This window comes from Rhodophyticola porphyridii (genome assembly GCF_003688285.1).
GTDB lineage: Bacteria > Pseudomonadota > Alphaproteobacteria > Rhodobacterales > Rhodobacteraceae > Rhodophyticola > Rhodophyticola porphyridii.
The window spans coordinates 261,669-276,462 of the sequence record NZ_RCNT01000007.1 but is presented as its reverse complement, the minus strand read 5'-3'; the positions used below and the strand labels follow the sequence as shown (position 1 = coordinate 276,462).

Sequence of the window (14,794 nt, the reverse complement as noted above, 5' to 3'; positions counted from 1 at the left end):
CGGGGGGCGCATGCCGTCCGGCGGGGGATGACCAGCTTCAGAATGCCCTTTCGCCCATTGGCCAGAATGGTATCACGTGCCAGTGTTTTCGAAGCAAAGCAAAAAGAAACGCCGCTGCCGATGAACGAGATTCTGGAAGGGCTGGTCGAGGCCGCAAAACTGATCGCGGCGTTCGACCCGGAACTCGTCGAAATCACGCTGCGCTCGTTGCAGGTCACCATCACGGCCGTCGTCATTGCGGCGGCGATTGGCCTGCCGCTTGGCGCGTGGCTGGCGGTGATGCGCTTCCGCTCGCGGCGCCTAGTGATCGCCATCCTGAACGCGTTGATGGGTTTGCCGCCGGTGGTCGTCGGTCTGATCGTCTATGTGCTGCTGAGCCGGTCCGGGCCGTTCGGTGTGCTCGGGTTGCTGTTCACCCCGACGGCGATGATCATCGCGCAGGTGATTATCGTCACTCCGCTTATTGCGTCGATCGCGCATCAGGCGATCCGTGACCTGTGGTCGGAATACCATGATCTGCTGATTTCACTGAACACAACCAAGCGCCAACGCGTGGCGACCCTGCTCTGGGATGCAAGGCGCGCGCTTCTGACCGCCTGTCTCGCGGGCTTTGGCCGCGGCATCGGTGAGGTCGGGGCGATCATGATTGTCGGCGGGAACATCGACAACGCCACACGCGTGCTGACCACGGCCATCGCGCTGGAGACCGGGAAAGGCAACTTCGCGCTCGCGCTCGGGCTTGGCTTCGTGCTGATCGCGCTGGCGATCGCGGTCAATCTGTTGATGCATTCGTTGTCGCGCACGGAAAGGTCGGGGACATGGTGACCTCAATTCTGCCGCTGCGCATCCATGCCGCCGAAGTGAAACGGCGCGGCACGCGTCTCATCGGGCCGATCGACCTGACCCTGGGCGGCACCGGGATCACCATCGTTCTGGGCCCGAACGGATCCGGCAAGACAACTCTCCTGCGGCTGCTGCATGGGCTGGAACGTCCGGCCCATGGCGGCCTCGATTGGTCGATCCCGGAAGAGGAGGCCCGAGGCCGTCGGTCGTTCGTGTTTCAGACGCCGACGATGATGCGCCGCAGTGTAACCGATTGCATTGCCTACGCGTTGAGGGTGGCCGGGACTAAACGTGCCGAGGCGCGGGCCCGGGCGCGGGAGATGGCCAGCCAGGTCGGCTTGGGGCACGCTCTGGACCGCTCTGCCCAGGTCCTCTCCGGGGGCGAAAAACAGAAACTAGCGCTTGCGCGCGCCCTGATCCGCGAGCCCGAAGTGCTGTTTCTCGACGAGCCTTGCGCCAATCTCGATGGGCGGGCCACGCGCGAGATCGAGACCATCCTGACCGACGCAAAATCCCGCGGCACGCGTATCGTCATGTCGACCCATGATCTTGGTCAGGCAGCGAGGCTTGCAGACGAGATAGTCTTCATGCTCAATGGTTGTGTGCGAGAATTAAATGTGGCAGGCACATTCTTTGAAACACCTGCAACGCCCGAAGCACACGCCTTCCTGAACGGTCAGATCGTGGAGTAACCCTATGATAACCCGAACCCTTCTTGCCTGCGCCTTCGCCCTTTCCACACTGCCTGCGATGGCGGAAACGGTGCGCATGGCCGTCACCACATCCTTTGAAAACTCCGGCCTGGCCGACGTACTTCTACCGGAAATCCAGGCCGAGCTCGGGATTGAGGTCGAGCTTCTGGTGGTCGGAACGGGCCAGGCGCTCCGGTTGGGGGAAGCGGGCGATGTCGATGCGGTGCTGGTGCATTCACGACCCGCGGAGATCGCCTTCGTGGAGGCCGGTCACGCTACGCATTGGCGGGAAATCATGTATAACGACTTCGTGTTGATCGGCCCTTCGGATGACCCGGCAGGCATTTCCTCCGCGCAAACCGCCGCCGACGCTCTGGCGCGGATCGCCGAGGCCGAGGCATTGTTCGTGTCACGCGGCGACAACAGCGGCACACATCAGAAAGAACTGGCGCTCTGGGCCAGTGCCGGTGTCGATCCGGAAGACCTTGGCAGCGCCTATAATGCCGTTGGCGCGGGTATGGGGGCGGCTTTGAACACGGCATCGGGGCTGAACGCCTATATTCTGTCGGATCGCGCGACCTGGCTCACCTTCGGAAATCAGGCCGATCTGGCGCTGCTGTTTTCCGGGGATCCGGAAATGTTCAATCCCTATTCGCTGCTGCCGGTGAACCCGGACCGTCACCCGCATGTCAACAACGCCGCCGTCATGCAGCTTGAAGACTGGCTTGTGGGCCCCCGCGGCGAAGAGCTGATCAATGCGTATACCGTAGAGGGTCAGACCCTTTTCGTGCACAGCGCCGTCCCGCAATAGGGGCGGAGCGCCGTACACTCGAGCCGAACGCAAAACGCCGCCCTGGACACGCCGGGCGGCGTTCTTCTTGCCAGGGCGTCTGACGACACCCGGTGACGGCGAAACCGGCCTAATCGTCGCCCCGGCCGTGGATCGTCCCCTCAACCCGATGTTCCAGGTCCAGCCCGTCCACCTTCAGCACCATGGTCGCCGTGAAGCTCTTGCCGGCGGTCGCTTCGGATCCTGCCGCGCGCATGGCGTCGTCGATCGCCTGTTGTGAGGTCACGCCGACCTGCTTGAGGAATTTCCGCATCGACATGTTGTAATCATCGCTCATGAGATGTCTCCGGTTTTCTGATGTTATGGCGCCGCTCACCGTGTCGCCGATTCAAGGAACTCGATCAAGGCGGCGCGATCGGATGCACTGGGTATGCGCTGCTCGGGCATTCGGCTGCCGGGGGTATAGGCGTCGGGCCCAAATTCGAACAGTTCCGACACGGTCTGCGGGGTCCAGATTATATCGAGGGACATCAGGGCATCGGAATAATCAAAGCCCGGCGCGGTACCGATCCGACGGCCAAACACATTGTGGAGCGTCGGACCCGCGCGCTGCTCGTCATCTGGGGTCAGTGCGTGACAAACCGCGCAAGCCCGGAACACTTCGGCCCCGCGCGGATTGGTCAATGTCGGCTGTGGTGTGCCGGCGCCTTCGCCAAGCGGCGCTCCGGTGACCGACCAGCGCCGTATCCAGCCATCGCTGCCGCCGGTCCACACCCCGTCATCATTGAGCGCCACGGCCCAGATCGCACCCTGGCGGGTGGTGATCTCGACGGTGATGTCCAGCGTCTGTGGATCAATGAGCCATACGGTTCCGGTCGTGTCGGAGACCGCAACCCGCCCGCCGCCCGCCGCCACGGCCAGAAGCGGCCGTGTCGTCAGTTCCAGCATTCGCACCGGTTGCCCCGGCACCACGCGGCGCAGGACGCCATCTGCCCCGGCGACAAAGATCGCGTCCGCGAATTGAGCCAGATCACTGGGCGGTGCCGATAACGCGATAACATCGGCAGGCCCGCCATCGGCGGTCCACAAACGAAGGCGCAGATCCGATCCGACGCTGGCCAGACCGTCCCGATAGGCTACAAGTCCCGTGATCTGCCCCTGATGCCCGTCAAGGTAGCGTGGCGCCTGTTCCCCGTCCCAGAGGGCGATTTCCCCGTTCCAGGAGGCCGATGCGATTCCGCCTGCCCAGGCTGCCAGATCGGCCACCGGCATACCATGCAAGGGTTCGAACCGGATCGGCTCGACACCGCTGCCCCAGATCGCGACATGCCCGTCCTGTCCGCCCGACGCAAACCGCCCGTCCGCCAGAGGCAGAACAGCCGTCACCGCACCGGCATGGGCGCGGGTGATCTGTCGGGCGATGACGCCATCCCAGACGATGGCGCGGGTGTCGAAAGAGCCCGAGATCACCCGGTCTCCGTCCACCGCCAGGGCCCGCACGGGGCCTCCGTGGCCGCGAAGATCCTGCGCCCAGCCGGGTACAGGCCCGCCGAGCGCAACAGCCATCAGCGCCGCAAAAGCGGTGCTGCGCGAGGTTGCGGGGCCTGCCAAATCAGTAATTGATCAGGTTGTCGCCGGGAGTGCCGACGCGCGCGCCTTCGGTGGCAAAAGCGGAATGGGAGTCCGTCTGGAAATTGTCGTTCAGCACGAAAGAGGCCGCGACGGCAATGACGATGCCAACGACAACGGATGCGAGGAAGGCTTTCATGGGTTAACTCCCTTTAGGGTTTTCTGATCTGTATGCGGAGCCGCTTCGAGCGTGCTCCAGAGTGTTCTGGCCATCCCGGAATAGAGCTGTCCAAGCGCTCCATCGGGATCAAGCGCCACGATCGGCTGGCCGCTGTCGGAGGCTCTGCGCAACTCCATCGTCAGCGGCACGGCGCCAAGATAGGGCGCGCCGAGGCGGCGGGCTTCGGCTTGCGCGCCGCCTTCGCCGAACAACGTGTGCCGTCCGCCGCAATCGGGGCAGATGAAATGCGCCATGTTCTCGATCACGCCCAGGATCGGGACATCGACCTTGCGGAACATGGCGATCCCGCGACGCGCATCGATCAGCGCGAGGTCTTGCGGGGTCGACACGATCACCGCGCCCGCCAGATCGGTGCCCTGGGCAATGGCAAGCTGTGCATCACCGGTCCCGGGCGGCATGTCGATGATCAGGACGTCCAAGTTGCCCCAATCCACATCCGACAGCATCTGCGTGATCGCGGACATCACCATCGGGCCACGCCAGACCATAGCGGTTTCCTGGTCGACCATCAGCCCCATGGACATCGCCTGCAGCCCAAAGGCTTGCATCGGGCGCAGCCGACGGTCCTTGCCGAGGCGCGGCCGTCCGTGCAGCGCCAGCAATGTGGGCAGCGACGGCCCGTGAATATCCGCGTCGAGGATGCCGACCTTCAAGCCGAGGCTGCGCAGCCCCAGGGCGAGGTTGACAGAGGTCGTGGATTTGCCCACGCCGCCTTTGCCCGAAGCGACCGCCACCACGTGGCGCACGCCCGAGAGGACAGGAGGTTTTGCAACCGGAGCTTTGCCGGTGCCCAGATCCGGCGGCGCCGCCGCGGCGCCTTGCTTTTCTGCTGTCAGGACCACGATGGCGCCATCGCCGCCCGGCACCATGCGCAGCGCCGTTTCGGCGCGGCTGCGGATATCGGCATAGGAAGCGGCATCTTCTGCGGTGATCGAGATTGCCAGAGAGATACGTCCGCCCGACACGACCGGACCGGAGACGGTTCCCGCCTCCAGAAGCGGCGTGCCGTCCGGCAAGGCCAGCCCGACCAACGCCTTGCGGGCAGTGGCTAGAAGATCGGCATCATCCATGGTGAAGGTCTTTATGCATATCGTGCGAAAGCAGGCCGATCGGGCCTGCGATGGGTCCACGGCCGGGGCAGGGGCCTGCCCGGCCGTGGACCGGATCACTATTCGGCCGGCTGTGTGCCGGGGCGTGAAGACCCATCACCGGTGCCGTCCGACGACTTGCCCTGCACCTCTTCGACCCAGAGGGAATGGTGCTCCTTGGCCCAGTTCAGATCGACCTCACCCGAGCCCATGGCATCGTAGGCGCCTTCCATACCGACCGAGCCGATATAGATATGTGCGATGACGATCGCGGTCAGGATGGCGGCCACGACGCCGTGAATGACCTGATAGAGCTGCCATCCGGCTTCACCGCCCGCAAGTTCGGGGAACAGAAGCATGACACCGGTGAAGGACAGCGCGGCACCACCTAGGGTCACGGACCAGAAAATGCCCTTCTGACCGGCGTTGAACTTCTTGGCCGGCGGATGCACGCCTTTCACGAACAGCCCGCCACCCTTGCTGAGCCAGTGCATGTCCACCTTGTCGGGGATGTTGTGCGCGATCCAGTACACGAAGGACAGGATCAGGCCGAGCATGAACGCAAAGCCCATGTAGTTATGGGCAACCTTGCCCCAGGCCGACAGCGTCCCGAACACGCCTTCGCCAAACACAGGCAGGATCACCGCACGCCCGAAAACGAGGTTCAGGCCGGTCAAAGCCAATACAATGAACGACACCGCCATCAGCCAGTGCGCAAAGCGCTCTGTCGCGCTAAACCGTTGAATACGCTCGGAGGAGGGGCCGGAATCGATCCGGATCTTGCCGCGGATGGCGTAGAACGCCACCAGCAACACGATCATGCCGACCACCGCAATCAGATTGACGGTGCGGACCGGACCGCCATGGGTATCGGCCCAACCACGGTTTGCGGGTTTGATCAGCCCCGAGGACAGATCGTCCGGGATCGACACCCGGCCCTGGACCTGTGCATCGCCGTTGAGCGCCTCCATCAGCGCGTCTTCGGTCACCGACTCTGCGGTCGGGTTGATGATGTCTTGCGCCTGCGCCGCCTGCGGCTGTGCGATCACCGCAAACAGCCCCAGTGCCAGCACCGCGATGACACGGCTCATCTTGGTGAAAATTGTCATTTGTCGCCCCCCTCAGACAGACACGGTTTCGCCATAGGCGCTGCGCCAGCCCCATGCCCCGGAGCCATAACCCCGCGTCACGACACGCTCACGATAGATGTCGGCGATGATATCCCCGTCGCCTGCAAGCAGCGATTTGGTCGAGCACATCTCTGCGCAGAGCGGCAGTTTGCCTTCGGCCAGACGGTTGGACCCGTATTTGACATATTCCGCTTCGGTCATGTCTGCCTCGGGGCCACCGGCGCAATAGGTACATTTGTCCATCTTGCCGCGTGTCCCGAAATTGCCGACCCGCGGATATTGCGGCGCGCCGAACGGGCACGCGTAGAAGCAATAGCCGCAGCCAATGCAGGTGTCCTTGGAGTGGAGCACCACAGCGTCCTCGGTGGTGTAGAAGCAATCCACCGGGCACACCGCCGCGCAGGGCGCGTCGGTGCAGTGCATGCAGGCCATCGACACCGAGCGTTCGCCCGGCAGACCGTCATTGATGGTCACCACGCGACGCCGGTTGATGCCCCAGGGCACCTCGTGCTCGTTCTTGCAGGCCGTGACACAGGCGTTGCATTCGATGCACCGGTCCGCATCGCAAAGAAACTTCATTCTTGCCATTTTTCTTTTTCCTCCCTTACGCGGACACGATTTCGCAAAGGGTCACTTTGCCTTCGTGCATGCCGGTCACCGGATCGTAGCCATAGGTGGTTACGGTATTGACGCTTTCGCCCAGAACCACCGGGTCGGTACCCTCCGGGTACTTGCCGCGCTGATCTTCACCCTGGAACCAGCCGGCGAAGTGGAAGGGCATGAAGGCGACGCCCGGGGCGACACGCTCTGTCACAAGCGCCTTGACGCGGGTGCGGCTGTCCATTTCCGGACCGCGTACCCAGACCCATGATCCATCGACAATGCCGCGGCTTTCCGCATCCGCCGGGTTCACCTCGACAAACATGTCCTGCTGCAGTTCTGCCAGCCACGGGTTGGAACGCGTTTCCTCGCCGCCCCCTTCGTATTCCACGAGACGGCCCGAGGTGAGCACGATCGGGAAGTCGCTTGCGATATTGCGGTCCACCGCCGAGGCCTGGACCGTGTGCCCGATATTCGGCACGCGGAACTGGCGACCATCGTCGCGGGTCGGATAGTCGGCGACCAGATCGGGACGCGGGCTGTAGATCGGCTCCCGGTGAACGGGGATTGGGTCGGGCAGGTTCCATGCCACCGCGCGGGCCTTGCCGTTGCCGAAGGGCACACAGCCATGGGATATCGCGACCCGCTGGATGCCGCCTGACAGGTCAAGCGACCAGCTGACCGCGGCCATGGCTTCGGGGTCGTTGCCCCCGATGCGCTGGATCGTGGCAAGCTCATCGGGCGTCAGCTCGCTGTCCCAGCCGAGGCTCTGCAGCACGCCATATGTGAACTGCGGGTAACCGTCCTCGATATCCGATCCGGGCGGATAGCTTCCCTCGGCCAGCAGTGTCTGACCGTCGCGTTCGAGGCCAAAGCGCGGACGGAAGCCGCCGCCGCCATCCGCGACCGGGATATTCGGATTGTAGAGGATATGCGTGCCGGGGTGCCGCATCTCCGGCGTGCCCCAACATGGCCAGGGCAGCCCGTAGTAATCGCCCGCGATTTCCTCCGGGGCACCGTCATAGGTGCGCAGCGTCACCAGATCGAACTGATCCTGATGCTGCATATGGGCCTTGAGACGCTCTGGCGACTGACCGGTATAGCCAGTCGACCAGCCGCCACGGTTGATCTCTTCCAGGATCGATTCCGCCGTCGGCTCCATGCTGAACTTGCCCTGAACCATCTCGTAGTTCTTGAACATCTCGTCTGCAAAGCCCAGGCGCTGTGCCAGGCGGTAGATCACCGCGTAGTCATTGTCGCTTTCGAAGATCGGTTCGACAACTTTTTCACCCCACTGGACCGAACGGTTTGAGGCCGTCCGGCTGCCATGGCACTCGAACTGGGTCGAGATCGGCAACAGGTAGGTGTTGTCCGTGCGATCATGCAAGGCGGCAAATGTGGTCGGATGCGGATCGGCGACGACCAGCAGGTCCAACGCTTCCATCCCGATTTTCGACGCACCCATGCGCGGTACTGTGTTGCCGCCATGCCCAAAGACGATCATCGCCTTGATGTTGTCGCGTTGATCGACCTCTTCGGCGTCCAGAGTTGCAGCATCGAACCAGCGCGTCGACGGGATGCCGGGAACGCTCATGTTCTCCTGAGGGGTCCGCGCATCGCGGCCGCCTTTGGCCGGAACCGCGTCGAAACGGCTTTGGAGATACTCGTAATCGACCTCCCAGACGCGCGACCAGTGCCTCCAGCCGCCCTCGGACAGGCCGTAGTAGCAAGGCAGCGAGCCGATATCGAGGCCGAAATCCGTGGCGCCCTGAACATTGCAGTGGCCGCGGAAGATGTTGGCACCGTTGCCGATATTGCCGACGTTGCCGGTGGCCAGCAGAAGGTTGCAGTAGGTCCGCACATTCGCGGTGCCCACGGTATGCTGCGTGCCGCCCATGCACCAGATGAAGGTCGACGGTTTCTGGGTCGCGAAGGTCTGCGCCACACGCTCGAGCGTCACGCCCGGGATACCGGTGATGCGCTCGACCTCTTCGGGATGGTAGGCCCGCACGGCCTCCCGGATCTGATCCATGCCCCAGACGCGCTGATCGATGAACTCGGTGTCTTCCCACCCGTTTTCAAAGATGTGCCACATGATGCCCCAGATCACCGCGATATCGGTGCCGGGACGCATGCGGATGTAATCGGTGGCATGCGCCGCCGTCCGCGTGAAGCGGGGGTCCAGCACGATGACATTGGCGCGGTTGGTTTCCTTGCCGGTCAGGATGTGCTGCAGCGACACCGGATGCGCCTCGGCCGCGTTCGAGCCCATGAAGACAATCGTCTTGGAGTTGCGGATGTCGTTGTAGGAGTTCGTCATCGCGCCGTAGCCCCAGGTGTTGGCAACACCTGCAACCGTGGTGGAGTGACAGATCCGCGCCTGGTGGTCGACATTGTTGGTGCCCCAGAAGGCCGCGAACTTTCGGAACAGATAGGCCCCTTCGTTCGAGAATTTCGCCGAGCCGAGCAGATAGGCGGCATCCGCGCCGCTACGCTCGCGCACCTCCAGCATTTTCTCGCCGATTTCGTCTATGGCCTGATCCCAGGAGATCCGGACCCATTCGCCATTCTCTTTCTTCATCGGGTATTTCAGGCGACGGTCGCCATGGACCAGTTCGCGCACGGACGCGCCCTTGGCGCAATGCGTGCCGCGGTTGATCGGGCTTTTCCAGGCGGGCTCCTGGCCAACCCAGACCCCGTTCTGAACTTCTGCCTTAACGGTGCACCCAACCGAACAGTGGGTGCAGATGTTGGTTTTCACCTCGATCGGCTGGCTGAAATCGGTGGGGCCGGCTTCGGCCTTGCGAACCGTGCCTGCGCCAAAGGCGGTCACGGCGGCGAGGCCGCCAACGGCCAGGCCCGAGCCCCGCAGGAAGGACCGACGGTCAACGGGGCGTGCCGCGACGGAGGTTGCAAAACCCTGAAGGCCGCCACGCGCGGCATCGCGTTGTCTGCGTTTGACAAGCATTTTTGTTATTCTCCCGTGTAGTACCGATTGGTGCGGTAGAAGGCGAGGACGTGTTCGGTTTCCTGATAGCGCTGTTTCGTGCGCTCATCGCCGACCTCTTCGGCAAATGCCGGGCGCGCCGAGCCCGCGGCAACCGCGCCGACGGATACACCGGCCACTGCGCCCACGAATCCGCGGCGCGTGATTTCCTGAGGTTTCGCCTTTTTCTCTACCATGTTGTCCTCCCTGGTCATTTGGCACGGCGATGACGCACCTGCTCTGAACTGTGATGAATGCACTAATGTGCGGCTGCCGCCGAAGCGGGGCCTTCCTGTTTGCGCGCCAACTCAAACGCGCGAATTTCGATGTCTGTGAACACGCTGCCGATCTCCGCCACGTGGCGGAAGAAATCCGCGCTTGGTGCGACGGCGAGATCGTCAAAGAACTGCGGCGCCCATGGCTGGAGGTGACGGGCAAAGAATCCTGCCTCACCGGCGGCACCGCAACCCAGTGCATCAGCGCTGAACTGGCCCGACGCCAGACCGGCCATGATCTCGGACAGGCTTGCGATATGGTCTTCGGGCTCGTGACGCCCCTGGGCGCGCTCGACCCCCATCACCGCGAGGTCGCGGCGCAGATCGGCCAGCGGTCGCTCGTTCAGGAAGCCGGTGATGTAGAAGGATGCATAGGGGAGCAGTTCACCCCGACCGACCCCGATGAAAAGCTCGAAGAACTCGCGTTCGACCGCGGCGGGATCGGCTGTTTGCGCGGCCTTTGCCAGCCGCCGATAGGCCTGCCCCAAGGCCGTGTCATCTCCGTGGAGCCCGGCAATCGCCGCAAGCAGATCCTTTTTAGGCGGCGCAACGAGCAGCGAGGACAGCAAGCCCCAGTGTTGGGCCCTCTGTTCATTCTGACTGTCGCTGGTTGGCTCGGTTTTACCCTTGCTTAAACCACTCAACCGAATCTCCCCCGCCAGACGAGTGTTATGGCTAGTACACCCGAAAAACGGCCCTTTGTTGCGCTGACGACAAGCGTAGCATGATTCCACGCCCCGACAGTCTGATTATTATTCTGGTCCTGCCTACAACAGGCAACGGTGTTTTCCTAGCGTAAGGGGCGGAAAAAAGCTTTATTGTAAAAGGCCTATCGGGATTATACGGAAAAACCTATCGCGCAGCCAACCATGCCTTCCTTATCCTACTCGGGGATCGCACCGCCGTGTCGGCGCGGCGCCATTGGCGCGGGGGTTGTTTCGTCCCGCTCCATCCGCGACTCGCCGGCATCGGACCCGCCATCGCTGCGCGCATCCGTGCGGGCGGGCTGGCCGCCACGGCGCACCGGGTCTGTCGGCAACGCGGGCTCGGCCTGCGAGACGGAATCGGGTTCCGCGTCCGCAGGCGTCGCATCCGACACTGCATCCTTCCCGCCCTCCTGCGCGAAATCCGCCACGTCCGGCGCGTCGTCCTCAGGCTCTTTTTGCACGTCCTCGTGACGGTTGCGATTGATCAGGTCGCCCATCATCTTGGAGACCTTGTCCCCCTGCAAAACGCCGCCGGCGCCCGGCACGCCTTCGGGCGCGTTCCAATCCCAGGCGTAGTCAACGGCCGGGTCGTCGTGATCGCAGATCAACGTGTTGCTGAGCCAGACCTTTCTCATGGCCGCCTTGCGCAGGGTTTCGGGCACCCCAGGTTTCATGAATGGTTGCAGATCGGTTGCGCCGCTGACCTCGTCGATCGGGGGCAGCGCGGCAAGTTCTTCTGCACTGATGTCCGGCTCCGTCTCTGGCTCCGGCCCGGTATCGGTCTCGGAAACTGTGTCGGGCTCGGCCGCCTGTTTATCCGCGTCCGTCGCTTGGGCTTCCGCCCGCGCGACACGCCTTTTGCGGCGCGACCATGCGGCCAGAAACCCTTCTCCGTCGCGGTGTTTCTTCTCTTCTCCGGACATCGCTTACCCTTTCCCGAGCGGGCCGCGCCCGGACCGGCCCCGGGTCTGGACCCATTTGGCCTGGGGCTGCAGGATCCGCGGTGCACGGGGGGCATCGGCCGAGGTCGCCGGCACGCGTTTGCGCTTGTGAAAGACCTCGTCGACGTGATGCTCCTTGACGAATGCATCCAGCCGTGCGGCGAGTGTCGTGGGCATCGGCACCGCTTCGACCATCCGCTCGGGATCGCTGGCCAGCGCCTCTCCCTCATACGGATCGACGGTGACGACGGCGATACGATCATTGTCCATCGCCACCCAGACCGAAGGCTGCCGCGCCATCAGGTTGTCGATGTAATGCCGTGTCTCGCCGGAATGCAGCGCCAGCTCGTGATCGCCCAGATATACGGTCTGCACGCCGTCACGATCGGCCATCAGCGCGCCCGCCTCCAGCGGCGGAAGGTCGATCATCACGGAGACCGGGCGCAGGACGCGGCCCGACCATTGGGTGACCGGCGGGCGCGACATCGCCACGATGCCCAGACGCAGGATAGCCTTCGGCATCAAACATCCTCCGTTACGGCGGCCGCGAGGGCAGGCGGCGGCGCGGCCAGGGGCAGGCCCATGACCAGATTCTGCGGCTTGCAGCGGATCACGCTGTCATCGCCCATCCCGACCAAAACATAGACCGGATGGCCGGCGGCGGCAGGCAAAAGCGCCTCGTCCGACAGGAAGTTGAGCGCATAGATCCCCACAAGGCTGCCCTTTGGCGTCGCACCGTTCCAAAGCGCATTGCCGATGCCCGTTCCGACCGGGTCGAGCCCGACAAACCAGCGCAGATCGACATCCCGCGTTTCGATCAGAGGTGTGACGACGACGGTCTGACCCAGAAGATGCAGGACGAAGCGCTCGATCACCGCACCAAGCGCGGCCCGAGCCTTGAGATCCGATCCGAACGGCAACACCATCGAATGCGCGTCCGACCGGCTCCAGTAGGTCCAGTCGTTTTCATCATTGAGAACGTCCAGCCCTTCGACCCCGCCGCCCAGCATCGCGGTCAGCGGCGAACTATGCTGTTCCGCCTCAAGCTCTTCGACAAGTTCGTCATCGGCCAGCATCAGACCGCCATCCTTGACAAAGGCGCGCTGCGGCCGGAAGAAAAGCTCCGCCGCGCGCAGGACACGGGTATCGTCGCAGCCATCGAGCGCGTTGCGCAGGATCAACTGCACAAGCTGATTGTAAAAAAGCACCGGCAAACGGACACCGTCGCGCAGAAGCGCCAGATAACCGGCCTCGATGCTGCCGGCCTCGACAAGCGTGTCTCGCAGGGTGATCAGAAACGTCCAGTTCTCCCGGGCATCCTCGTCTTCCATCGCGTCGATTTCGGATTGCGCAACGGGTGCCTGCGGCGTCGCCCTGAGCTTGCCGAACAGGGCTAGCTCCGCCGCGCATGCCTCTTCGGGCGGCATCACTTCGGGGCGCGCAAGCCAGGCCAGGATCAGCTCGTCCGTCACCCGCATGCGGTTGTCGGCGCCCAACTGCGTCAGATGATGGCCCGACGCCACCCAGAACTCTCTCATGGCTCTCCCTCTCCGCGCCCGAAGGCGGTCAGATCGATCTGCATCCCCGCGTCGTCTTCCTGGTCGTCTTCGGTTTCGACGAAATGGAACGCTTTGTCATGGCCTTGCAGATAGCCCGCGGAAAAGGCCGTTTCATCCCGCGGTCTCAGGGATCGGAACTGTTCACGTAGCGCACCGGTCTCGTCGATGCGCCGATGCAGCGCGATCAATGTCCCCTCATCATGTCCCCGACAGAGATCTGCCGCCAGTGCAATTTCCTCCTGGGCCGCAGGCAGTGCGGCACCCAGATCCGGGGCGCCCAGCTGCCGGACCAGTTGATGCGCCAGCGCTGTGACCGCCTGATCGTGATCGTCGCCCCGCGTCGCGGTGACGACGGCCAAGGTGGACCATCCGAAACTCGTTACCCCCAAAAAGCCCGAGCGGAACGCAATCTGTTCCTTGCGGCTTAGGCTCTCAGGCGGGCGTCCCGCAAAGACAAATGTGCCAGGCACCGCCCACTCACCCGCTTCCGCGGCCTGCGCAAAGACAACCTTGTCGGATTGATCAAGCTGGATCGTCCTGAGCAAGCGCATCACAATCTCGGCCCGTTAGCATCGCGCCAATCGGCCTTGGCCAACCCCGTCTCCAGGCTTTCCACGCTGCCGTCACAAATTCGCTCGCCCGCGTCGCCCAGAGCGGCGTCTTCCATCAGGCGGCCGACATAAGTCTGCACGATGGTGTCGAAGCCCGCATGCGTCCAGCGGTCGATGTTCAGCATGAGATGCGCCGCGAAGCTTTCGATGATGGCCGGCGGGTCGAGGAACTCCTCCTCCTTCAGCGATACCGAGCCGGGATGCGTGCCGGCCTGTTCCAGATGGTCGCGATCTGCGATCAACTCGACGCCCAGAACCATCCAGTCGGGCGGCGCGTCTTCCTGCGTGTCAGGGGCAACCGCAAAGCGCATCCCGCCCAGACGGCCCCCGTCAAGCACCAGCCCCGTCGGCCAGTCGAACCGGATGTCACGCTCCGGCGGCGCGTGGGCGGCCACCGCATCGGCCAGCGCGACCATGCCCGCCAGCACCGCTTTGCGCGCCTCGGAAAGCGGCATGTCGGGCTCCAGCACGACGGCGAAATCCAGTCGCCCCGGGGCGTCGTGACCAGCGGAGCCGCGCCAGACAAGTGTGCCGGCACCTTCATCTGCAGCGCGGCGCTGTGCGTCTTCGAACGGGTCGCCGGAGGGCAGCCAGTGGGCCGTATAGGGCGGAGGCAACACGAGCGATCTTGGAGGAGTGACGACGTCCAAAACAGAACCTGCCTTGCATAAGTTTGAATTTCAGGAGAGTCCTACAGGGAAACTCAGCAAGCGCAAGGATTGGCCTTGTACATCGCCAACTGCTTGCGCCAGCAGCACAAAC

Annotated in this window: 17 protein-coding genes; 3 read left to right on the top strand and 14 right to left on the bottom strand. The window is 63.6% G+C overall.

Features of this window, described 5'->3' with window-relative positions; all coding sequences use genetic code 11:
- Positions 1–120 precede the first annotated feature (120 nt).
- The 3 genes from D9R08_RS14825 to D9R08_RS14815 are packed head-to-tail and all read left to right on the top strand — an operon-like array spanning position 121 to position 2,346.
- Positions 121–825 carry an ABC transporter permease gene (locus D9R08_RS14825; RefSeq protein WP_121898872.1) on the top strand — a complete coding sequence of 235 codons (705 nt, stop codon included), beginning with the start codon at positions 121–123 and terminating at the stop codon, positions 823–825.
- A complete protein-coding gene (locus D9R08_RS14820) occupies positions 819–1,535 on the top strand; it encodes an ATP-binding cassette domain-containing protein (RefSeq protein ID WP_121898828.1) in 717 nt (238 codons plus the stop codon). The genes D9R08_RS14825 and D9R08_RS14820 overlap by 7 nt, the downstream gene beginning before the upstream one ends.
- Positions 1,536–1,539: 4 nt before the next feature.
- The gene (locus tag D9R08_RS14815) at positions 1,540–2,346 is read left to right on the top strand and encodes a substrate-binding domain-containing protein (protein WP_121898827.1); all 807 of its coding nucleotides are present in this window, start codon (positions 1,540–1,542) and stop codon (positions 2,344–2,346) included.
- 109 nt (positions 2,347–2,455) lie between these two features.
- On the opposite strand, the gene D9R08_RS14810 is transcribed toward D9R08_RS14815, so the two are convergent.
- The 14 genes from D9R08_RS14810 to D9R08_RS14750 all read right to left on the bottom strand — a co-directional run bounded on the left by D9R08_RS14810 (position 2,456) and on the right by D9R08_RS14750 (position 14,649).
- The gene (locus D9R08_RS14810) at positions 2,456–2,662 is read right to left on the bottom strand and encodes a DUF6494 family protein (RefSeq protein ID WP_121898826.1); all 207 of its coding nucleotides are present in this window, start codon (positions 2,660–2,662) and stop codon (positions 2,456–2,458) included.
- A gap of 35 nt (positions 2,663–2,697) precedes the next feature.
- Positions 2,698–3,891: a c-type cytochrome gene (locus D9R08_RS14805; RefSeq protein ID WP_147450695.1), complete on the bottom strand. Its 1,194-nt coding sequence runs from the start codon at positions 3,889–3,891 to the stop codon at positions 2,698–2,700.
- 46 nt (positions 3,892–3,937) lie between these two features.
- On the bottom strand, positions 3,938–4,093 hold the full coding sequence (locus tag D9R08_RS19285) for a hypothetical protein (protein WP_199709380.1): 156 nt from the start codon (positions 4,091–4,093) through the stop codon (positions 3,938–3,940).
- Complete coding sequence (locus D9R08_RS14800; RefSeq protein WP_121898824.1) at positions 4,090–5,205, bottom strand: Mrp/NBP35 family ATP-binding protein; 1,116 nt, start codon at positions 5,203–5,205, stop codon at positions 4,090–4,092. The genes D9R08_RS19285 and D9R08_RS14800 overlap by 4 nt, the downstream gene beginning before the upstream one ends.
- 98 nt (positions 5,206–5,303) lie before the next feature.
- On the bottom strand, positions 5,304–6,332 hold the full coding sequence (locus D9R08_RS14795) for a formate dehydrogenase subunit gamma (RefSeq protein ID WP_121898823.1): 1,029 nt from the start codon (positions 6,330–6,332) through the stop codon (positions 5,304–5,306).
- 12 nt (positions 6,333–6,344) lie between these two features.
- Positions 6,345–6,941: a formate dehydrogenase FDH3 subunit beta gene (fdh3B, locus tag D9R08_RS14790; protein WP_121898822.1), complete on the bottom strand. Its 597-nt coding sequence runs from the start codon at positions 6,939–6,941 to the stop codon at positions 6,345–6,347.
- A 16-nt stretch (positions 6,942–6,957) separates the two neighbouring features.
- The gene (locus tag D9R08_RS14785; RefSeq protein ID WP_121898821.1) at positions 6,958–9,921 is read right to left on the bottom strand and encodes a formate dehydrogenase subunit alpha; all 2,964 of its coding nucleotides are present in this window, start codon (positions 9,919–9,921) and stop codon (positions 6,958–6,960) included.
- 5 nt (positions 9,922–9,926) lie between these two features.
- Positions 9,927–10,136, bottom strand: a complete 210-nt coding sequence (locus D9R08_RS14780; protein WP_121898871.1) for a hypothetical protein — start codon at positions 10,134–10,136, stop codon at positions 9,927–9,929.
- A 62-nt stretch (positions 10,137–10,198) separates the two neighbouring features.
- Complete coding sequence (locus tag D9R08_RS14775; RefSeq protein ID WP_233557489.1) at positions 10,199–10,948, bottom strand: TorD/DmsD family molecular chaperone; 750 nt, start codon at positions 10,946–10,948, stop codon at positions 10,199–10,201.
- A 149-nt stretch (positions 10,949–11,097) separates the two neighbouring features.
- Complete coding sequence (locus D9R08_RS14770) at positions 11,098–11,844, bottom strand: DUF3306 domain-containing protein (protein ID WP_121898820.1); 747 nt, start codon at positions 11,842–11,844, stop codon at positions 11,098–11,100.
- A 3-nt stretch (positions 11,845–11,847) separates the two neighbouring features.
- Positions 11,848–12,384: a DUF3305 domain-containing protein gene (locus D9R08_RS14765; protein ID WP_121898819.1), complete on the bottom strand. Its 537-nt coding sequence runs from the start codon at positions 12,382–12,384 to the stop codon at positions 11,848–11,850.
- Positions 12,384–13,400, bottom strand: coding sequence for a DUF6352 family protein (locus tag D9R08_RS14760; protein ID WP_121898818.1), 1,017 nt, complete (start codon positions 13,398–13,400; stop codon positions 12,384–12,386). The genes D9R08_RS14765 and D9R08_RS14760 overlap by 1 nt, the downstream gene beginning before the upstream one ends.
- Positions 13,397–13,972 carry a DUF6505 family protein gene (locus D9R08_RS14755; RefSeq protein ID WP_121898817.1) on the bottom strand — a complete coding sequence of 192 codons (576 nt, stop codon included), beginning with the start codon at positions 13,970–13,972 and terminating at the stop codon, positions 13,397–13,399. The genes D9R08_RS14760 and D9R08_RS14755 overlap by 4 nt, the downstream gene beginning before the upstream one ends.
- Positions 13,972–14,649 (bottom strand): biotin/lipoate--protein ligase family protein, encoded by a 678-nt coding sequence (locus D9R08_RS14750; RefSeq protein ID WP_158599014.1) that lies wholly within the window; start codon positions 14,647–14,649, stop codon positions 13,972–13,974. The genes D9R08_RS14755 and D9R08_RS14750 overlap by 1 nt, the downstream gene beginning before the upstream one ends.
- Between the last annotated feature and the right edge of the window lie 145 nt (positions 14,650–14,794).